This is a genomic window from Pseudoalteromonas sp. 3D05 (assembly GCF_002723455.1).
GTDB lineage: Bacteria > Pseudomonadota > Gammaproteobacteria > Enterobacterales > Alteromonadaceae > Pseudoalteromonas.
This window is the reverse complement of sequence record NZ_PDUS01000005.1, coordinates 24,033-42,080: the sequence shown is the minus strand read 5'-3', so window position 1 is coordinate 42,080 and position 18,048 is coordinate 24,033. Positions and strand designations below refer to the sequence as shown.

The following is an 18,048-nucleotide window of genomic DNA, read 5'->3' as shown; positions in this document are numbered from 1 at the left end:
AAGTCCTATAGCTTGGCAACATTATCGGCAACGGCGCTTCGCGTTAATTTTATTAGCGGTAACGCACTCACAAATAAGGCTAAAATAAATATAAGCACAGTAAAACCACCTAATTGCAGCCAGTTAACTGCCATAGCCATGGTCCAACCAAAGGCAATTGGCATTACGTAAGTTAATAATACCCACCCAAGGCTAAGCCCCAGTGGTATAGCTAATAACAATGTGGTTAAAATAATAAGTGCGGCTTGCAATATTTTTGCACCCAATAATTGCTGTTGGGTGACACCCAGCGTTTGCAATACCGCCATGGGCTGTAATTGCCCGCGCCCTAAAGTTAAAAAGCTTACCCACATGCCAAATAATGCAATCAGCATAATAAATATATTAAGCGCCTGAGTAACATAAAAAGTTTTACCAAATAGCTGTTTTGCAAAGCGCTTAAACTGCTGATTAGCAATGACTTGTTGGCTATCTAATTGGTGCTGTTTTTGAATATATTCGGCTATGGCGTCAACGTCACTATTGGGCTTTAACCAAAGCGATAAACCATACTCGGTGTAGTTTAAGCCACTATCCAATAATGCTGTTGTAGTGACTACCACATTTAACCCTTGCTCGCCGTAATCAAAATAGGCAGCGCGTACTTGGCACGTTAGTGTATTAATATGCTGTTTTAGGGTTATTACATCACCGACTGTAAGCGAATACTGCAGCAAGGCGGGTTCGTTCACTAAACAACCTACAACCCCGTTTTTGTTTTTTTCAAATACTGTAGATGTAGGTGCTTTATTGTTTAACAAAGTAAGGTGTTGGTTGTAGCTGGCCGTTGCACCAAATGCCATAACATCAACAGCTATCGTATTTTTAGGTGTTTTAAGCTCACTGTTAGCTGACCAATATACGCCTACCTTTTCAACTTCTGGGAGTTCAGTCAGTTTGGTTCCTAAGGCTTGAATGTTTTGATCGGGCCTTACGTACAAATCAGCGCTTAGGCGCTTTTCAAGGTGTGTATCTAAGGTGTCGCTAAAACTGCCAACCATAATTTGCATGCCTACAGCGGCACCCATCGCCATTAAAATAGCGAGTGCTGAGCTCAATAATGCAGGTAATTGCACTATGCTGTCGGCTTTTAACCACTGAATAATCGGGTTTTGTGTGGGCCATGGCAGCTTAAATACGGCTTTAACTACCGGGGGCGTAACCACAAAAAAGAGCAGTAGCACACAAACACACAGCAATAAGGCACTTATTTTAGTATTTGCAGTTAATGATAAGTAGCTAGCTGCAAAAATAGCTAACGAAAACATTAGCCATTTAATACGCGCAAAAAAAGTACTTAATCGAGCCGATTGGCTGGCCAAAAACCCCAACAAAACAACAACATTAAGTGTAAAGCCGCTAGCAATCATGCTGCTATCAAGATTTACTACAAAGCTTCTATCTAGCTGGTAAAGCCCTCGAAGAGTCGCCGATACATCCATAACTAAGGTGTTTGCCAGTGCCGCGCCTAATAACGCACCTAATAACGCAGCAAAAAAACTAAGTACCGTTAATTCAATAACCAGCGCTTTAATTAACGCCGACCGTTGACAACCCAGCACCCACATTTGCTGCTGCAAGTGAGCACGCGCATTGTACGCCAGCTTAATTGCATTAAAACTTAAAAATGCACCCACCACATAACCCAACAATGCCAGCGCTTGTAAATTAAAGAAAAACGCCTCCGATAGCGCGTCAAAAGCTTGCTCTTGCGCAGCTTCAAGGCGTGCTTGATCGCCTAACAATACGTTTAACTGGGCTGCTTGTTTGTTATTTAAGCCACTTACTTCAAAGTAACTGATCACCCCATTTGCGCGCAGTAATTTGTCGGCAAGGCTAATATCCGCCAGCATGGTCATGCCTAAACCTTGTAATTCGCTTACCGCTAAAGTAACAGTGGCATCGCCCATGTTTATATTAATACGGCTGTTTTTTAAATTTAGCCGCTGCATTAATTTAGGATCGATATAAACAGTATTTAGTAACTGTTCAAACCCAGAGTAACTATTGTTGGTTGTTGATGCTGAGCCACTGGTATTTTGTGTAAGCCACTGTAATAAATTGACACCTCTAAGCACGAGTTTTTGCTGCTTATCGGCTTCAATTACGCCTTCTAAAACGGGTTGAACCTGCGTAAAGCCAGCCGCTCGAATGCGCGACCACAAACTATTGGGCAACCTGTTTTCACCTAGCACAGGGCGTATAAAATGCGTCACTGGGTTTGCAATTAGTGCTGTGGTTTGTTGATAGCGCTTACCGGCCTCTAAATTTAATCCCTGTATTGCAGTAAGTAGCGCCGCGCCTAAACTAAAACCAATGAAAAACAGTAATAATAGCCCTACATGACGGCGATAAAACTGCATATACGTTATTAATATAAGTTTAAGCTCAGCCATTAATTTGGCCATCTTTTAAAAACAATTGCGTAGTAAATTGATTAGCCAATCGCTGACTATGAGTGACCATAATAAGTATTATTTGTTGCTCTTCGCACAGGCTTTTTAATAGCGTAACGATATCGAGTGAGCGAGCGGCATCAAGGTTACCCGTAGGTTCATCAGCCAATAATAGCCTAGGCTTATTTAATAGCGCACGACCTATGCCCACCCGTTGCTGCTCCCCACCAGAGAGTTGCTCAGGCATTGCTGTAAGCTTGCCTTCTAACCCCAGTTTTTTAGCCATCGTATTTACTTCATCGTCGCTAGGCGATAACCCATTAAGCCTTGCTTGAAAGCACATGTTGTCTTTTACATTTAATGGGCTGAGTAATTGGTAATGCTGAAAAATAATACCTATTTTACGCCGATAAAGCGCAAGCTCATTAGCACTCAATTCACTAATTTTTTGCTCATTAACCGTAATAGTTCCAGCATCTGGAGACAATAAACCGGCTAATAAATTTAATAATGTTGTTTTACCCGAGCCACTATCACCTAGTAAGGCAATATGCGCCGCAGGCAAGATAGTTAACGATAAGTCATTAATTATTTGTCGTTTCAAGCCACCATCCTGGCGAGTAAAAAACACTTTATTTAGCGAAATCATAAAGAAAAGATTATTCCTGTAATAAAAATATGGCTCGATATATAAACGATACCATAACAGTAATGCGTTCACTTAAGTGGATTTTCGGTTGATTTTTTACACGCAATAAGCGCGTTTACTTAACTAAATCAGTAACTAAAAACCAAATCACTAAAGAGCGAAAAAAACTTTGTTTTTTTTTGCTTTATTTATTTTTTAGGTACATATTAATATCAATTTTATAAGGATATTAATATGAAACGGATACTTTTAATTATATTACCCACTTTACTCACACTTCTCGGGTGTGGTGGTTCAGGCAGCTCTGAAACTAAGCAAGTCACTCCCCCAGTTAGCACAAATGCACAACCAGTGGCTGTTATTAGCAGTGAACAATCAGAATATAAAGCCAATACACCCATTACTTTTAGTGCTGCAAATAGTAGCGATCCTGACGGCGATACACTCACATACCAGTGGCAACTCCTTAGCGCAGACGAGCAACAAAACATATCGCTTAATACCAACAACCAACGCACTGTGACCTTTTCGGTAGCACAAACGCAAAATTACACCTTAAAGCTGATTGTGAACGACGGCAAAATTTCAAGCTCGGTAGTAAGCAAACAAATTACCGTTACCTCAAACGCACAGCTCATTGCAAACGCAGGCAGCACACAAACCGTAAAACAAGGTGATGTAGTTAAATTAACAGCAGCACAAAGCACCGCTACTAATGCGGTAATTAATAGCTACCAATGGCAACTTACTAACAAACCGACATCAAGCGCTGCACAACTTGAAAATAGCACCCGCGTTAACAGCCAATTTATTGCTGATAAAGTAGGCGAATATAGCGTTAAATTAACTATTACTAACTCAGTTGGCGATACTGCCAGCAGTAACGTACTTATAAAAAGTGAGCAGCTTGCTGTAAATTCTGCGCCAAACGCTGTTATTTCAGTTCAAAACAGTACACTTTCACCCAACCAACTCGTAACATTAAATGGTGAACAAAGTACCGATCCAGATGCAAACGGCACGCTAAGTTATCAATGGGCAATAACCTCTAAGCCTGAGAACAGCGACCCAAGCTTATCGAATGCAATTGCCAAAAATGCAGGCTTTGCATCGAATGAATTGGGTGAATACACAATCTCCCTAAGCGTAACCGATGAAGGTAATCTAAGTGATACCGCGCAAGTAACCTTAAGCGTTACCACCGAAAACAAAGCGCCTATTGCCGTACTTGCAGAGCAAACAGATATAACCTTAAATACATTAACTACCCTACAATGCCTGCAATGTAGCGACCCCGATAGCGACTCTCTAATTTACAACTGGCAACTGCAAGCAAAACCTGAAAGTAGCACAGCGCAATTACAGCAAAGCACATCGGCTACCCCTTCGTTTACTGCTGATGTTGAAGGCGATTACGTTGTTACCCTAGTTGTATCTGACGGTGAACTCAGCTCACCACAAGTAACTTCGGTGCTGCATACAAAGGATAATAAAAAACCAGTTACTCTAGTAAGTTACAAGTCTTCAATTAGTGTTAATCAGCAAGTTAGTTTAGATGCCTCAGCCAGTTACGACCCCGAAGGCGCAGTTTTAAGTTACCATTGGGAAATAGTTTCGTCGTCAAATCAAGCGGTATTAAGCAGTACAAGTAGCTCAGCCCCCACGCTTAGCGCGCCAGCAGAAGGGCAAGTTGTTGTTTCACTTAAAACCAATGATGGTGAGCAGTTTTCAGACACACAAACACTCACTATTAATGTTACACAAAACGCCAAGCCCGTTATTATGCATACCGGTGATAAAGCTCGCTACAGCACCGTTGGTAGCACCGTTAACTTTGATGCTAGCCAAAGCTATGATCCAGAGGGCACCGCGCTTAGCTATGAATGGGAGCTCTCTATACCAGCAGGTTCATCTGCTAGTTTAAGTAGCACCAACCAAAACGTAACCGAATTAACACCCGATCTAACTGGTAACTATATCTTAACTTTCACGGTAACTGATGCTGACAACTACCAAGCCATTACTCAGTTTTCGGTTACAGCTACTAATTCATCGCAAATAACGGGCAACATAAAAGGGCAAATTACCAACGTGCAACGAACCGCAATTAGTAATGCCAAACTCACAATTAACAATGTGCCGTACACCACAAATAGCGCAGGTCAGTTTAACGAAACACTTAACTTAGCTGAAGGTGAAAACATTACTATAACCAGCAACGATCCGCGCCTTGCTAATGCCATCTATAACTCTCCCGCAATTACCCAAAATAACTTTACGATAGACTTAGAACAAAACAGTTTACCCGTATTTCAAAGCGTGGAGGTTACCGTATTTGTATGTCCTGAGTTTACCGGGCCAGATACCATTAACGTAAACTTTAACATGACCGAAACACTGCTAGCCTCTGCACGTTTTGAATATCAATTTAACCAAACTCAGGCACTCGTTTTGCAAAAATCAGGAAGCACCTACCTAGATAGCGAACTGCTTATAGACCTACCAGCAACTGCTAAATTTGAGGTGACGGTAACCGAAAGCAACGTTGAGAACACTTATAATTGGCCTATTACTATTTTTTATTCAGCGTCTGACGATCCAAGATCAGCTATTATAAACATATGTAATATTTAGCCTTGTTGTGTGCGTTTTTAAAACGCACACAACAAATAACAGCATATATCCACATAACTCATTGTATTTTATACGCACCTAAGCCATGCTATTTATCTCAACGTTAATAAGGTAAGCACGTGTTAGAAATAGCGTTAATTTACTTAGCTGCTGCCATTGTTGCAGTTCCCATAGCAAAACGACTTGGACTTGGCTCTGTGCTAGGTTATTTAATTGCAGGCATTTTGATAGGCCCATATGCATTAGGTGTCGTAGGCGACCAAACTGATGTAATGCACTTTGCCGAATTTGGCGTTGTGATGATGTTATTTTTAGTTGGCCTTGAACTGCAACCTTCGCGTTTGTGGACTCTGCGCCACTCAATATTAGGGCTTGGCGGATTACAGGTGGTACTAAGTGCAGCGGCTATTTTTGCCTTTTGTTATTGGTTTTTTGCCATGCATTGGCAAACGGCTTTAGCTATTGGTTTAATGCTCGCGCTGTCTTCAACTGCTATTGTGCTGCAAAGCCTTGAAGAAAAAGGCTGGCTAAAACAAGAAGCTGGGCAAGATGCATTTTCGGTTTTATTATTTCAAGATATTGCGATTATTCCTATTTTAGCGCTACTTCCGCTACTCGCTTTTGCACCACAAGGTAACTCAAAAGACATTAACGACTCCATCATTGCAGGCTGGCCTATTTGGCAGCAAGTAGGGGTTTCTGTTGCTGTTATTGCCGCTATCATTGCTGGCGGTAAATATGTGTCGGCACCACTATTTAGATACATAGCACAAACCCATATGCGTGAAATATTCACTATTTTTGCATTGTTTTTAGTGGTGGCTATTTCGCTAGTGATGCAAAGTATTGGATTATCGCCCGCACTCGGTACTTTTTTAGCCGGTGTTGTATTGGCAGAAAGTGAATTTAGACACGAGTTAGAAGCCGATATAGAGCCCTTTAAAGGCTTATTACTGGGATTATTTTTTATCACGGTTGGCGCATCAATTAATTTTGAATTGCTATTTAACCAATTCAGTACCGTGATTGCATTAGTGGTGTTATTAATTGTCATTAAAGCCTGTATTTTATTTGCTTTGGCAATGGCTTTTAATATTAGCCGTAAACAACAACTTCTATTTACCTTAGCACTTGCTCAGGGCGGCGAGTTTGCCTTTGTGCTGCTTAGTGTAACAACCACCTTGAGTATTTTAACCCCAGAGCAAACTAATTTAGTTACCCTTGTGGTTGCCGTTTCCATGCTAATAGCACCTTTACTGCTTATGCTGTATGAGCAAATTCAAAAACGCAACTATAACAGCACGGCACCTGAGTTTGATAAACCAGAACAAATAAGCACAGCCAAACATGTGATCATTGCCGGATACGGTCGTTTTGGACAAATAATGGGGCGTTTATTACATGCGCAAGGCTACGAAATTACCGTACTTGATCACAGTCCAAGTCAAATAGAACTGCTGCGCCGCTTTGGTAATACCGTATTTTATGGTGATGCGGCACGCCAAGAGCTGCTTGAAGCCGCGGGCGCACATACCGCACAAATGCTGGTTGTAGCGATTGATGACCCTGACAAAACCATTGAAATTATTAAGCTGGCGCATAAAAACTACCCCCAATTAAAAATAGTGGCGCGCGCCATAGATCGCCGCCATGCATATCAATTACTTAATTTAAAAGTAGATGCGTTTAACCGCGAAACCGTCGACTCAGCTATAAACTTAGCCATAGAATCATTGCAATTGCTTGGTAATAGTAAAGAAGATGCCGAGCGTGCTGGTAAATTATTTAGAGATCACGACCGTGCTGCGGTACTGCAACTTGCCGAGTTGTGGGGTGATGATGCCAGTTATGGCGTAGCCGTACGCCAACGTATGAAAGATTTAAAGCACGTACTCAATCAAGATAAACTCGCAAGATCGAAGCTAAACTCATGTGATCATGGTGAATGCGAGGATAACAATAAAAATGCTTAGAATTACTTTAGAACAATGGCGCATGTTTAGAGCTGTTGTAGATCATGGCGGCTTTAACCAAGCGGCGCAAAAAATTCATAAGAGTCAATCGAGTATTCATAATGCGGTGAGCAAAATTGAAGCCTCACTCAATGTGAAACTATTAATGATTGAAGGTCGTAAAACAGTGCTCACCGAAGCAGGAACAATGATGCTACGACGCGCCAATTATTTACTAGACGAGGCTGCAAAAATAGAAGCGGTTGGACATACATTAAGTGAAGGAGTCGAAAGTAAACTAAGTATTGCTGTTGATGAAATATTTCCTCAGGCATTGCTTTATAAAGTGCTCAATGCAACATCAGAGCAATACCCGTTATTACGCATAGAGCTTCATGAATCAATACTTACTGGTGCTAATGAGTTACTTGCAAATACGCATGCTGATATTGCAATTTCTGGCTTTACCGATGCGGCAGGCTTTAGTGAAGAGCTATGCTCAATAGAATTCGTTGCTGTTGCTCACCCAAAGCATGCCCTTCACAGTATTAACCGCCCACTCACACTCGAAGACCTTAAATCATATCGACAAATTGTAGTACGTGACTCTGCACTGCAAAACAAACAAGATGGCGGCTGGCTCGGTGCAGAGCAACGTTGGACGGTGAGTCATATGCGCACCTCTGTTGAGATGATTTGCAATGGTTTTGGCTTCGCATGGTTACCAAAAAGCGCCATCAGTGAGCAACTTAAACATGGCCTGGTGAAGCCGCTGAACCTTGCACACAATACGACACGAAACGCGAAGCTGCACTTACTCTTTAAAGACGGCGATCGGTTAGGGCCGGCAGCGCGTACTTTTATAAGCTTGCTACGCCATCAACTATTGGAATCAACACAGTCCTAATATGACCGATATATTAGACAGACTCGATGAATATTAACAAATAAATACAGGGGCTTATCTTGCCTACAAGCACAACTTTACGCCAACCTTTCTCGGTTTTAGTGGTTATTTATAAAAAGAATAAAGATTTTTTATTGATCCAACGTGCTGACGATGCAAGTTTTTGGCAATCAGTCACCGGTGGTATTGATGCAGATGAAACACCTGAAATTACTGCACATAGAGAGTTACTTGAAGAAACAGGAATAAATGCAACTGCATTAGGCTTGACCATTCGTAACCATAAAAAAACCAACCAATATACAATTCGCGAAAGCTGGCGTCATCGTTATCATGCTAACGCACTAATCAATACTGAGCATGTATTTAGTATTTGCGTCCCTGATGATATTAGCATTCAACTCGACCCCTGCGAACATACTGACTATATGTGGTTATCACAGCAGCAAGCGGCTGAAAAAGCATGGTCGCCGAGTAATCGTGATGAAATACTCGCGTTATAAAGCACCGTTAGTTGTTTCGTATTTACTAAAGAGTTTAGTACCTAAGCCGATACCAATATACATAGGTATCAATCCAACTAGCTAAAGTATGAATCTCGATACAAGCAAATCAGCACAAAGCATCAATACTGAGCACGCAGGCGCTAACAAGGCAGAAACCGCAACTCATTATCGCCTTTCAAAAGAAGAGCAAAACAAGCTCACTGGGCACGAAGAGAAGCGTACCGCCAAAGCAGAAGAGCTCGACGTACCTGATCATATAAAAAGAATGATTGAGCAGTTAGAAAAGCTTAAAGAGCAGCTCGAGCTTGCTAAAGAACGACTCACTGAGCTAAAACAACATAAAGATAGCCAAAGTGATGCACTGCAACTGCAAATTGAAATACAAAGTGAAATGGTTATGGTGCTTGAACAACAGGTTATTACGCTCATGCAAGATATTGGCGATGCCATGAAAGAAGCCGGTGTTAGCGACCCAGGGGTATTGTTAAGTATCCTTGTCTAATCCTCGCTACTTATAAGCGAGTTGATTCATAGAAATACCGTAACGTTCATCAACTACCAATGCTGCTAACTACGGCAAAATAATCTTAATTAAAAGCCCTCCTTTTTCAAATTACTTACAACTGATAATAATACTGTAAATTTTAAAACTTATACGCCATAGTAAAGCATCTATTTAATCTCAAAAGTATGTAATATGGATAGTGAGCTTTTTTCCAGACAACTTGATTCTGTTTGGTTATCAATCCAGTCAATGCTAAGCCAACCAGCAACTTACCTTCAATTGCTAGTAATTGTCGCCAGCTACACCGCTGCTTACTGGATTTATTCAAAAACAGTAAAAAAGCGTGTTGATAATCACAGTAAAGCGGCCTCAGATCACCCCGTTAATATTATGCTGTTTCGTCTTAGTAATGTTGTTTACCCACTAGTAGCGATAATTTTATTGCGAGTATTTACCTCCATTGGCATCACTGCTGACTTACAAGTGTGGCTCATTAATACTGCGCTAAATATTGCGGTATTAGTATTTGCTTATTCAGTCATTAAAGAGTTTGTCAGTAATAGCTTTATGTCTGCACTATTTAAAGTAGTGGGCTTACCTATCTTGTTGTTACATTTATTAGGCTATTTACCAACATTTATTAAAACACTTGAAGCAGTATCAATTAACTTAGGCAATATTCAAATAAGCCTGTATGGGCTGTCACGAGTACTCTTTTTTGGTGCCATATTATTTTGGCTAGGACGCGCATCGAGCAATGTTGGCAAGGTTATTATTCGTAATCAGCAAACTCTGGATATTAGTACTCGCGAAGTATTCACTAAGCTTTTTGAAGTAGGCTTGTTTTGTATTATCGCTCTATTGTTATTGAACATTATGGGCGTAAACCTTACAGCATTGGCTGTGTTCGGAGGCGCTTTAGGCGTTGGTTTGGGGCTAGGTTTACAAACTATTGCGTCAAATTTCATATCAGGCATTATTATCTTACTCGATAAATCACTCACCATTGGTGATTTTGTTGAGTTAGAAAACGGTAAAAGCGGCTTTGTAAGAGAGTTCAAAATGCGCCACGCCATTTTAGAAACTTACGATGGTAAAGACATACTCGTTCCTAACGAAACTTTTATTTCATCACTGCTCACCAACTGGACACATAAAGATCCTAAGCAACGCTATAGGGTTGATTTTAGTGTGGCATATGCCACCGACGTCAGAGCCATGGTAGAAATAATTAAAGCCGCTGTTGCCGAGCACCCGCAAGTTATAAGTGGCCTTGAAATACCCTTTGAGGAGCGCCCAGACTGTGAAATAGATAGCTTTGGTGATAACGGTATTAATATGTTTGTTGAGTTTTGGATGCAGGGAATTGATGACGGTAAAAATCGCGTAGGTGGCGACTTATTGCTAATCATTTTAGAAACCCTTAAAGCTAACGATATCGCTATTCCATTCCCACAACGCGAAGTCACCATACTCAACGAAAACGTTGTCGGTAAAACTTAAATTTTAGGCTTAAATTTATTCGACGTGGATCAAATTTGATTGAGCTCACTGCATTGATTGCCTACAATGACGCTCAATCTATTCAATGCAGACACGATTATGACTGATACCAATAAACCAGAATTACCTGATCAACTTTCGATCAACCCTCGCAGCAAGTTTTATGTTGAAGAAGTATTTGAACATGAGATTGGTGTAAACCTTAACGGCAAAGAACGTTTTGACGTTGAAGAATACTGCATCAGTGAAGGTTGGATCAAAGTAGCGGCACCTAAAGCGCTAGACCGCCGCGGCCAGCCTTTACTTATGAAAGTAAAAGGCACTGTGGAAGTATTTTACAAATAAACAAACTGTTTACTGTTAATACTATTACGCCGACGCGAGTCGGCGTTATTATAATCATATTTGACTAAATTCATTTCAACTTGCTTGCTACGAAGCATTAGTTGAACATGGGCAATCATCACTCTTTGCAAAGCACTGGCGATAATTAAACCAATGTGCAATAGCGATAAAAGCCGCGCCCACGAGGGTAAACCCTTTTTCGCCCAACTCACCCAAAAACGCTTCTGCAAATATTATAGCTAGCACCATTAACATTACGCCTATGAAGCCTGAAACCATATAACGCAGGCGTTTATGCTTTTTACAGCCTAAGCTCAATGCAAGCACACTGGTAGGGATAACGGCTACTAAAATCCACAAATGAAACTGTTCATTATCTAGTTGTAGTGCTGCAAAACTAGGTAACAGTGTAAGTAAAATAGGGGTTGCAAAACAATGCACGGTGCACACCATCGAAAGTCCTATTGCAAGCTTATCCATTACACTTTGTGTTGATTTCATTCTAGCTTCCTCTAATTGCTTTTAAGCGGCTTAAGTTTACATTGACAACATAGTCCCGAAATTTCTAACTGTGACCCACTTGGTGTAAATCCCGTTACCTCTATTTGATTGAATAAAGCCTTCACTTTGTCGTTTGCATCATCCATTTCAACAACTTTGTTACATGACCTGCAAATTAAAAACATCGAGAGCTGATGCTGGCAACCAGCATTAAGGTGACTGCATGCCATAAACTTATTTTCTGATTTTAATCGATGTACTAAACCTACAGACTCTAAAACATCTAAAATCCGATATACCGACATCGCCAAAATAGGCCCCCCCATCACCTTGTTAAACTGATCAGTCAGTTCGTAAGCAGATAATGGCGTTTTTGCATGCAGTAGAATTTCTAATACTTGTTGACGTTTTTCTGTCAGTTTTTTGCCAGAGGCTTCACACTTTGCATTGGCAAACCGAATTGTTTTTTTTAGTTGCTGTTTATTCACATTACCCACACTAACTGCTGTGGTTTGGGTTCAATCTCTGTCATTCCTTGCTCCTTATAGCTCCATCTTAGGTATTGCAAATAACATTCTTTAACTTTCACTTGATACATTATAACATTTCAAACACAATTGATACAGTATAACATCCAACAAGGTAGTCAAATGAAACGAAGATCTCAATTAGCTGTACTAATTGCAGCTTTATTACCAGCAAGTGTGCTTGCAAATTCCATAGAAGGCATTGTGTTAAACAAACAAGGCAAAGTAGTTATCAACGCCACTGTGGAAGTTGAGGGCTCAGATGTGAAAGTCGCCACGGATAAAAATGGTAAATTTGTCATCACCGATTTAAAAGATGGATTAAAAGAGTTTCACATTACCGCTCCTGGTTATGCTCACCTTCATCGCGACATCTCATTTGACAACAATGAAAATCAATCTATTACTTTTAACTTACAACGTTCACCAATTGAAGTAATTGACATTGAAGCCACCCCAATTCATATGTCGGCAATGGAGTCCGCCTCACCAGTTAGCGTTTTATCAGGCGAACAATTAAGACGCCAGCAAGCTGCAACCCTTGGCGATAGTCTTGAAAAACTGCCAGGTGTTAATACCAACTTTCATGCAAAAGTAGCCAGTACACCCATCATTCGCGGCTTAAGCGGTCCTCGCGTACTCATTACTCAAAACGGCCTCGATGTCAGTGATGTGTCAAGAGTGGGCCCTGATCACTCCGTCGCATCAGAAGCATCAACCGCAAAACAAATCGAAGTATTACGTGGCCCTGCCACTTTATTTTATGGCAGCGGTGCAATTGGCGGTGTTGTTAATGTAGTTGATAACCGTGTACCAACAGACAGCACAACTCGCGGCGAATGGAACCTTGAACATAACTCTGTTGATAATCAAAAAGTAGCCTCGTTTAATGCCACTATCGGTACTGATTCATTCGCTTTTTATGCCGATGCCTTTTGGCGTGAAGCTGACGACTATGAAATACCTGTGGCAGCTGAATTAGCCCACGATGACCATGAAAAGCATAGTGGCGATTACACCGTTGCAAACAGCAGTGAAGAATCTGATGGTTTCACCCTTGGAACTAGCTATCTATTTGACCAAGGTTTTGTTGGGATAGCTGTTGAACAATTTAATCGTCAATATGGTATTCCTGGACACACTCATGGCGGCGAAGAAGATCATAGCGCTGAGGAAAGCGTATATGCCGATTTAGAGCAAACTAAAGTGCAGTTGCTTGGTGAATATAACCTATATAATCAATGGCTTAATAAAGTAAACCTACGTGCAGGTTTTACAGATTACGAACATGCTGAAATTGAACATGGTGCAGTGGGCACCACGTTTGAAAACGAAACCAATGAGTTACGCGTAGACTTAATGCATAACCCGGTTGCGCAGTGGAATGGTGGTTTGAGCTTTCATTACAAACACAGTGATGTAAAAGCACAAGGCTCAGAGGCATTTACACCACCTTCACAAACGCAAAGTTTTGCTATAGCACTAATGGAAGAGAGACACTTTGGTGACTTTTTAGTGCAATTAGGTGGTCGTGTTGAACGTGTAACTATTGATGCAGACAACGTACTATTACCAAACATTGATGCACACGCACATGATGAAAATGTTGATCATGACCACGATAGCCATGAGCACAGCCACGAAGAACACGCTGATATCATTCGCGTATTTGATGTAGAGCAAGAGTTTACTCCAGTCAGTTTATCAACTGGTGTGGTGTGGGATTTTGCACCTAGTTACAACTTGGGTTTATCGGTATCTCGTTCTGAGCGTGCCCCTTCTGCCTCAGAGTTATTATCATTCGGGCCTCACATAGGCACAGCTACTTATGAAGTAGGCGCACTATTTGATATTCATGAAGACGGCCATTTAGGTTTATCTGAACAAGCAATTGACCTAGAAACAGCAAACAATATTGATTTAACGTTTCGTAAAACCCAAGGTGATATCGGTTTCATTCTTAATGCTTTCTACAACCAAGTCGACAATTATTATTACCAAATCGACACAGGCCTATACGCCGAAAGCGGCCACGACCATGGTGATGAGCACGACCACAGCGGTGAGCATGACCACGGTGACGAGCATGATCACTCATCTGAACTGCCTGTTTATTTATTCAAAACAGATGACGTAGTTTTACATGGTTTTGAAGCCCAAGTTGCATGGCAGTTAACTAATGAATTTAAAGTAGATTTATTCTCAGATTACGTACGCGCCCGCCTTAAAGACGGTGGCGATTTACCACGCACACCACCGCTACGTTTTGGTACTGAGTTTAGCTATCAAACAAATAAGCTGAGTGCGCACCTCCATGTAACTCGCTATCAAGAACAAGACCGCATCGCGTCAGAAGAAACAGCTACAGATGGTTACACCATGCTTGATGCCAGCGTTTCATATGATTTATCAGTGCTAAACCAAGATGTTTCACTGTATCTACGTGGCACTAACTTAACAGACACCGAAGCGCGCGTTCATAGCTCATTTTTAAAGAATATAGCGCCACGTCCTGGTCGTAGCTTTGCACTGGGTATTCGCGGTTATTTTTAAGCGCTAAAAATTATAAATAAAGGAAATTATTATGACTAAACTATTCAAATTAAAACTAATTGCACTGGCAATAAGCGGCACATTAATCACCGCTTGTGGCGATGCTGAAACAAATATCGTTGAGAAAGACCCTATTGAAGTACCAGATGAACATGATCATGGTGACGACCATGACCACGGCGATGAATATACAATTGATTCATTGGGTAGACTTGTCGTACTAGCTAGCGACAGCAACGCGGCAAGCTTCTTTGACTTAGACGATAATGAGCTGCTTGAAACCTTTACCCTTAACAATGATTCAAACACACTGTCGTCATCACCTGATTTTCGTTATGCAGTGATCGCTTCTCGCGCACAAGATTATTTAGGCTTTATCGACGGTGGCTTATGGCGTGAAGATCATGGTGAGCATTTACATGATTACAAGCAAAGCCCGGCAGCTATCAGTTATGAGCTAACGAGCGGGAGCCGCCCAACACACCTAGTTAAACACGATGGTAAGTTAGCCATATTTTACGATGGCGATGCAGAGTCAGGTACGGTTGCGTCTGTTGAAGTATTAACAGATAACGATATCACGAGCGCATCAGATACCCTTCCTGGTATAAGCTACGATATTAATATGCACGGCGTGGCAGAGCCGCGTGGTGAGCACTTATTAGCGACCATTCGCCGCGATGATGCTCAAAGTACATCAAACGCTAAAATCCTGCCTGACCAAGTGGGTGTTTATCATTTTCATGATGGCGAATATGAGCTTGAACAAACATTAGAGCTTACTTGCCCTGATTTACACGGTGCAGCACAAAACCACGACTATATTGCATTTGGCTGTAGCGATGGCGTGCTATTAGCGCATCAACACGACGACGAATACGAAGCTGAAAAAGTGGTAAACATTGATGTGGTAGGTGACTTACGTATTGGTAGAATTTACGGCCATGAAGCCAGCGAAACCTTTATTGGTATTGCCTCTGGCCATGGCGGTGGCCCTGCTGTAATGCTAAGCATCAATCCGAGCGAAGCTGAAATGGAAGAATTAGAATGGCAACTAGCCGATGGCGCAAGTGCAGTGTCTTACTCTTTCTCAGCGAATGGCGAGCACTTTTTAGTTTTAGACAGCCTAGGCTTTTTAAACGTGCTGGAAGCACATACGCACGACGGCCACATGCACTGGGAACTAGCAGGCCAAGTTGATATCACTGAACAAGACGTAACAACCATGCCTGAAGGCATGAAGTTTAGTATGACAGTGGCACAAAATGGTCATTTCGCTTATGTAGCCGACCCTATTGCTCAGCACGTTGTGCAAGTACACCTAGAAGATTTAGAAATTGAAGGTGAACTAGAACTTACATTCCCACCAGCAGCTATTACTTGGTTAGGTATTGCACAAGAGGAAGAACACGACCACGAACATTAAACCCGTAGCGTGTTTATCTAACGTTTTGGGCTAGAGCCATAAAACGCAAAAACCCGTAATTAGTTAAGCTAATTACGGGTTTTGTAATCCTATGAAGGCAACTAAATCATTTACGGCGCCAGCCGCTCCAAACGTCATCTTCTTGGCTGGCTTTGTTTTTCTTCTTTTTACCTGTGCCTTCTGGTTTGGCCATTGGCTTGTCGTTTTTAAGGGCATCAGCTGCATCAAGGTTAGCTTGGTTTACAGCAAAACCTGTTACCTCTTCGCGCTCTAAACGTAGTTTGTTTTTCTTTTCAATAATTCTAAAGTGATGAAAGTCTTCATAATCAATCAGTGATAGCGCTAAACCTACTTCACCAGCACGGCCGCTTCGGCCAATACGGTGCATGTAGTCAGCTGGACTGCGCGGTAAGTTAAAGTTAATTACTACTGGTAGCTTTTCAATATCTAAACCACGAGCGGCAATGTCGGTTGCAATAAGCACTTCAATCTCACCCGCTTTAAACTTTTCGATTACCCGAGAACGCTCGCTTTGGCCTTTATCACCATGGAACACTTGCGCATTCACGCCACGTTTTTCAAGTTTGCCCGCTAAATGCTCACAGTCTTTTTTAGCGTTGACAAAAATAAGCGCTTGGCGCCATTTATGCTGCTTAATTAAATGCGCCAAAACCGTGGTTTTTTCACCTTTATTTACCGTAAATACACGCTGCACTAAAGTGCTTTCGTCTTTGCTTTGTACTTGTATTTCAACTGGGTTAGTTAATAGCTCTTGCGTTAATTGTGTAACTTGCTCTGGGAAGGTCGCTGAAAACAACATGGTTTGTTTTTTAGCAGGCATAAGCGCTAGTAGCTCGGCAAGCTCTTCAGTAAAGCCAAGGCTTAACATGCGGTCAGCTTCATCAAGCACTAAAGTTTTTACTTTATCGAGCTTTATGGCGTTACTTGAAATTAAATCGAGTAAACGCCCTGGGGTTGCTACGATAATATCGGCACCCCCACGTAATGCCTGCATTTGGGTATTAACCGATACCCCACCAAACACTGCCACGGTTTTAATCGCACCATTAAAGTTCGCAGAGTACGATTTAACGCTATCAGCCACTTGCGTAGCAAGCTCACGTGTAGGTACTAAAATAAGCCCTGATACAAAGTTGCCTTTGCTCGGCGTTTTATTAACGCCTTTTGCTAAAAACAGCGTTTGTAGTGTTGGTAATGCAAAGGTAGCCGTTTTACCTGAACCGGTATTCGCCCCTGCAATTAAGTCACTTCCCGCCAAGATGCTTGGAATTGCTTTAGCCTGAATCGGCGTAGGTTGCGTGTATTCAAGATCAGACAATCGAGCAATCAGCTCAGGAATAAGGCCAAGTTCGTTGAAATTACTAGGATTTGCGGCTGAGGTCATAAAAGGTGCGGGCTCATTACTAAAAATAGCCTGCAATTTTAGCGTATTTATTGCCCGTTAAGTAGGGATTAGTGATTTTTATGTGGTTTAGTTAACAGTCACGAGTTTCGAGCTACAAGTTACGAGCTAATTTGTGATATTGCTTTTTGCCGAATCTTAGTAATTATAAGTACAGAACCTTGCCCCCTCATAGAAACACA

The 18,048-nt window shown here is 41.5% G+C and carries 14 protein-coding genes; 9 read left to right on the top strand and 5 right to left on the bottom strand.

Annotation, left to right across the window (positions count from 1 at the left end; all coding sequences use genetic code 11):
- Positions 1-5: 5 nt before the first annotated feature.
- Both CSC79_RS06900 and CSC79_RS06895 read right to left on the bottom strand, forming a co-directional pair.
- Positions 6-2,435, bottom strand: coding sequence for an FtsX-like permease family protein (locus CSC79_RS06900; protein WP_099295108.1), 2,430 nt, complete (start codon positions 2,433-2,435; stop codon positions 6-8).
- Positions 2,428-3,084, bottom strand: coding sequence for an ATP-binding cassette domain-containing protein (locus CSC79_RS06895; protein ID WP_099295107.1), 657 nt, complete (start codon positions 3,082-3,084; stop codon positions 2,428-2,430). The genes CSC79_RS06900 and CSC79_RS06895 overlap by 8 nt, the downstream gene beginning before the upstream one ends.
- A gap of 234 nt (positions 3,085-3,318) precedes the next feature.
- On the opposite strand from CSC79_RS06895, the gene CSC79_RS06890 reads away from it, so the two are divergent.
- The 7 genes from CSC79_RS06890 to CSC79_RS06860 all read left to right on the top strand — a co-directional run bounded on the left by CSC79_RS06890 (position 3,319) and on the right by CSC79_RS06860 (position 11,436).
- Positions 3,319-5,718, top strand: a complete 2,400-nt coding sequence (locus CSC79_RS06890) for a PKD domain-containing protein (protein WP_099295106.1) — start codon at positions 3,319-3,321, stop codon at positions 5,716-5,718.
- Positions 5,719-5,837: 119 nt separating this feature from the next.
- A complete protein-coding gene (locus CSC79_RS06885; RefSeq protein WP_099295105.1) occupies positions 5,838-7,691 on the top strand; it encodes a monovalent cation:proton antiporter-2 (CPA2) family protein in 1,854 nt (617 codons plus the stop codon).
- A complete protein-coding gene (locus CSC79_RS06880; protein WP_099295104.1) occupies positions 7,684-8,577 on the top strand; it encodes a LysR family transcriptional regulator in 894 nt (297 codons plus the stop codon). The genes CSC79_RS06885 and CSC79_RS06880 overlap by 8 nt, the downstream gene beginning before the upstream one ends.
- 59 nt (positions 8,578-8,636) lie before the next feature.
- Complete coding sequence (gene nudB / locus CSC79_RS06875) at positions 8,637-9,080, top strand: dihydroneopterin triphosphate diphosphatase (protein ID WP_099295103.1); 444 nt, start codon at positions 8,637-8,639, stop codon at positions 9,078-9,080.
- 88 nt (positions 9,081-9,168) lie between these two features.
- On the top strand, positions 9,169-9,585 hold the full coding sequence (locus tag CSC79_RS06870) for a hypothetical protein (protein WP_099295102.1): 417 nt from the start codon (positions 9,169-9,171) through the stop codon (positions 9,583-9,585).
- A 195-nt stretch (positions 9,586-9,780) separates the two neighbouring features.
- Positions 9,781-11,091 carry a mechanosensitive ion channel domain-containing protein gene (locus CSC79_RS06865; protein WP_099295101.1) on the top strand — a complete coding sequence of 437 codons (1,311 nt, stop codon included), beginning with the start codon at positions 9,781-9,783 and terminating at the stop codon, positions 11,089-11,091.
- A 99-nt stretch (positions 11,092-11,190) separates the two neighbouring features.
- Entirely contained in the window at positions 11,191-11,436 is a 246-nt protein-coding gene (locus CSC79_RS06860) for a DUF3297 family protein (protein ID WP_099295100.1), read from the top strand.
- Positions 11,437-11,523: 87 nt separating this feature from the next.
- Here the strand turns inward: CSC79_RS06860 and CSC79_RS06855 are convergent, their stop codons facing one another.
- Positions 11,524-11,937, bottom strand: a complete 414-nt coding sequence (locus CSC79_RS06855) for a MerC domain-containing protein (protein WP_099295099.1) — start codon at positions 11,935-11,937, stop codon at positions 11,524-11,526.
- A gap of 11 nt (positions 11,938-11,948) precedes the next feature.
- Positions 11,949-12,425: a Fur family transcriptional regulator gene (locus CSC79_RS06850; RefSeq protein WP_180270399.1), complete on the bottom strand. Its 477-nt coding sequence runs from the start codon at positions 12,423-12,425 to the stop codon at positions 11,949-11,951.
- Between the two features lie 162 nt (positions 12,426-12,587).
- Here CSC79_RS06850 and CSC79_RS06845 point away from each other — a divergent pair, with 162 nt between their 5' ends.
- Positions 12,588-15,017: a TonB-dependent receptor gene (locus CSC79_RS06845; protein ID WP_099295097.1), complete on the top strand. Its 2,430-nt coding sequence runs from the start codon at positions 12,588-12,590 to the stop codon at positions 15,015-15,017.
- A 31-nt stretch (positions 15,018-15,048) separates the two neighbouring features.
- Positions 15,049-16,443 (top strand): 5-methyltetrahydrofolate--homocysteine methyltransferase, encoded by a 1,395-nt coding sequence (locus CSC79_RS06840; RefSeq protein WP_099295096.1) that lies wholly within the window; start codon positions 15,049-15,051, stop codon positions 16,441-16,443.
- Between the two features lie 106 nt (positions 16,444-16,549).
- Here CSC79_RS06840 and CSC79_RS06835 read toward each other — a convergent pair whose 3' ends face one another.
- Positions 16,550-17,848 (bottom strand): DEAD/DEAH box helicase, encoded by a 1,299-nt coding sequence (locus tag CSC79_RS06835; protein WP_099295095.1) that lies wholly within the window; start codon positions 17,846-17,848, stop codon positions 16,550-16,552.
- Positions 17,849-18,048: the final 200 nt, after the last annotated feature.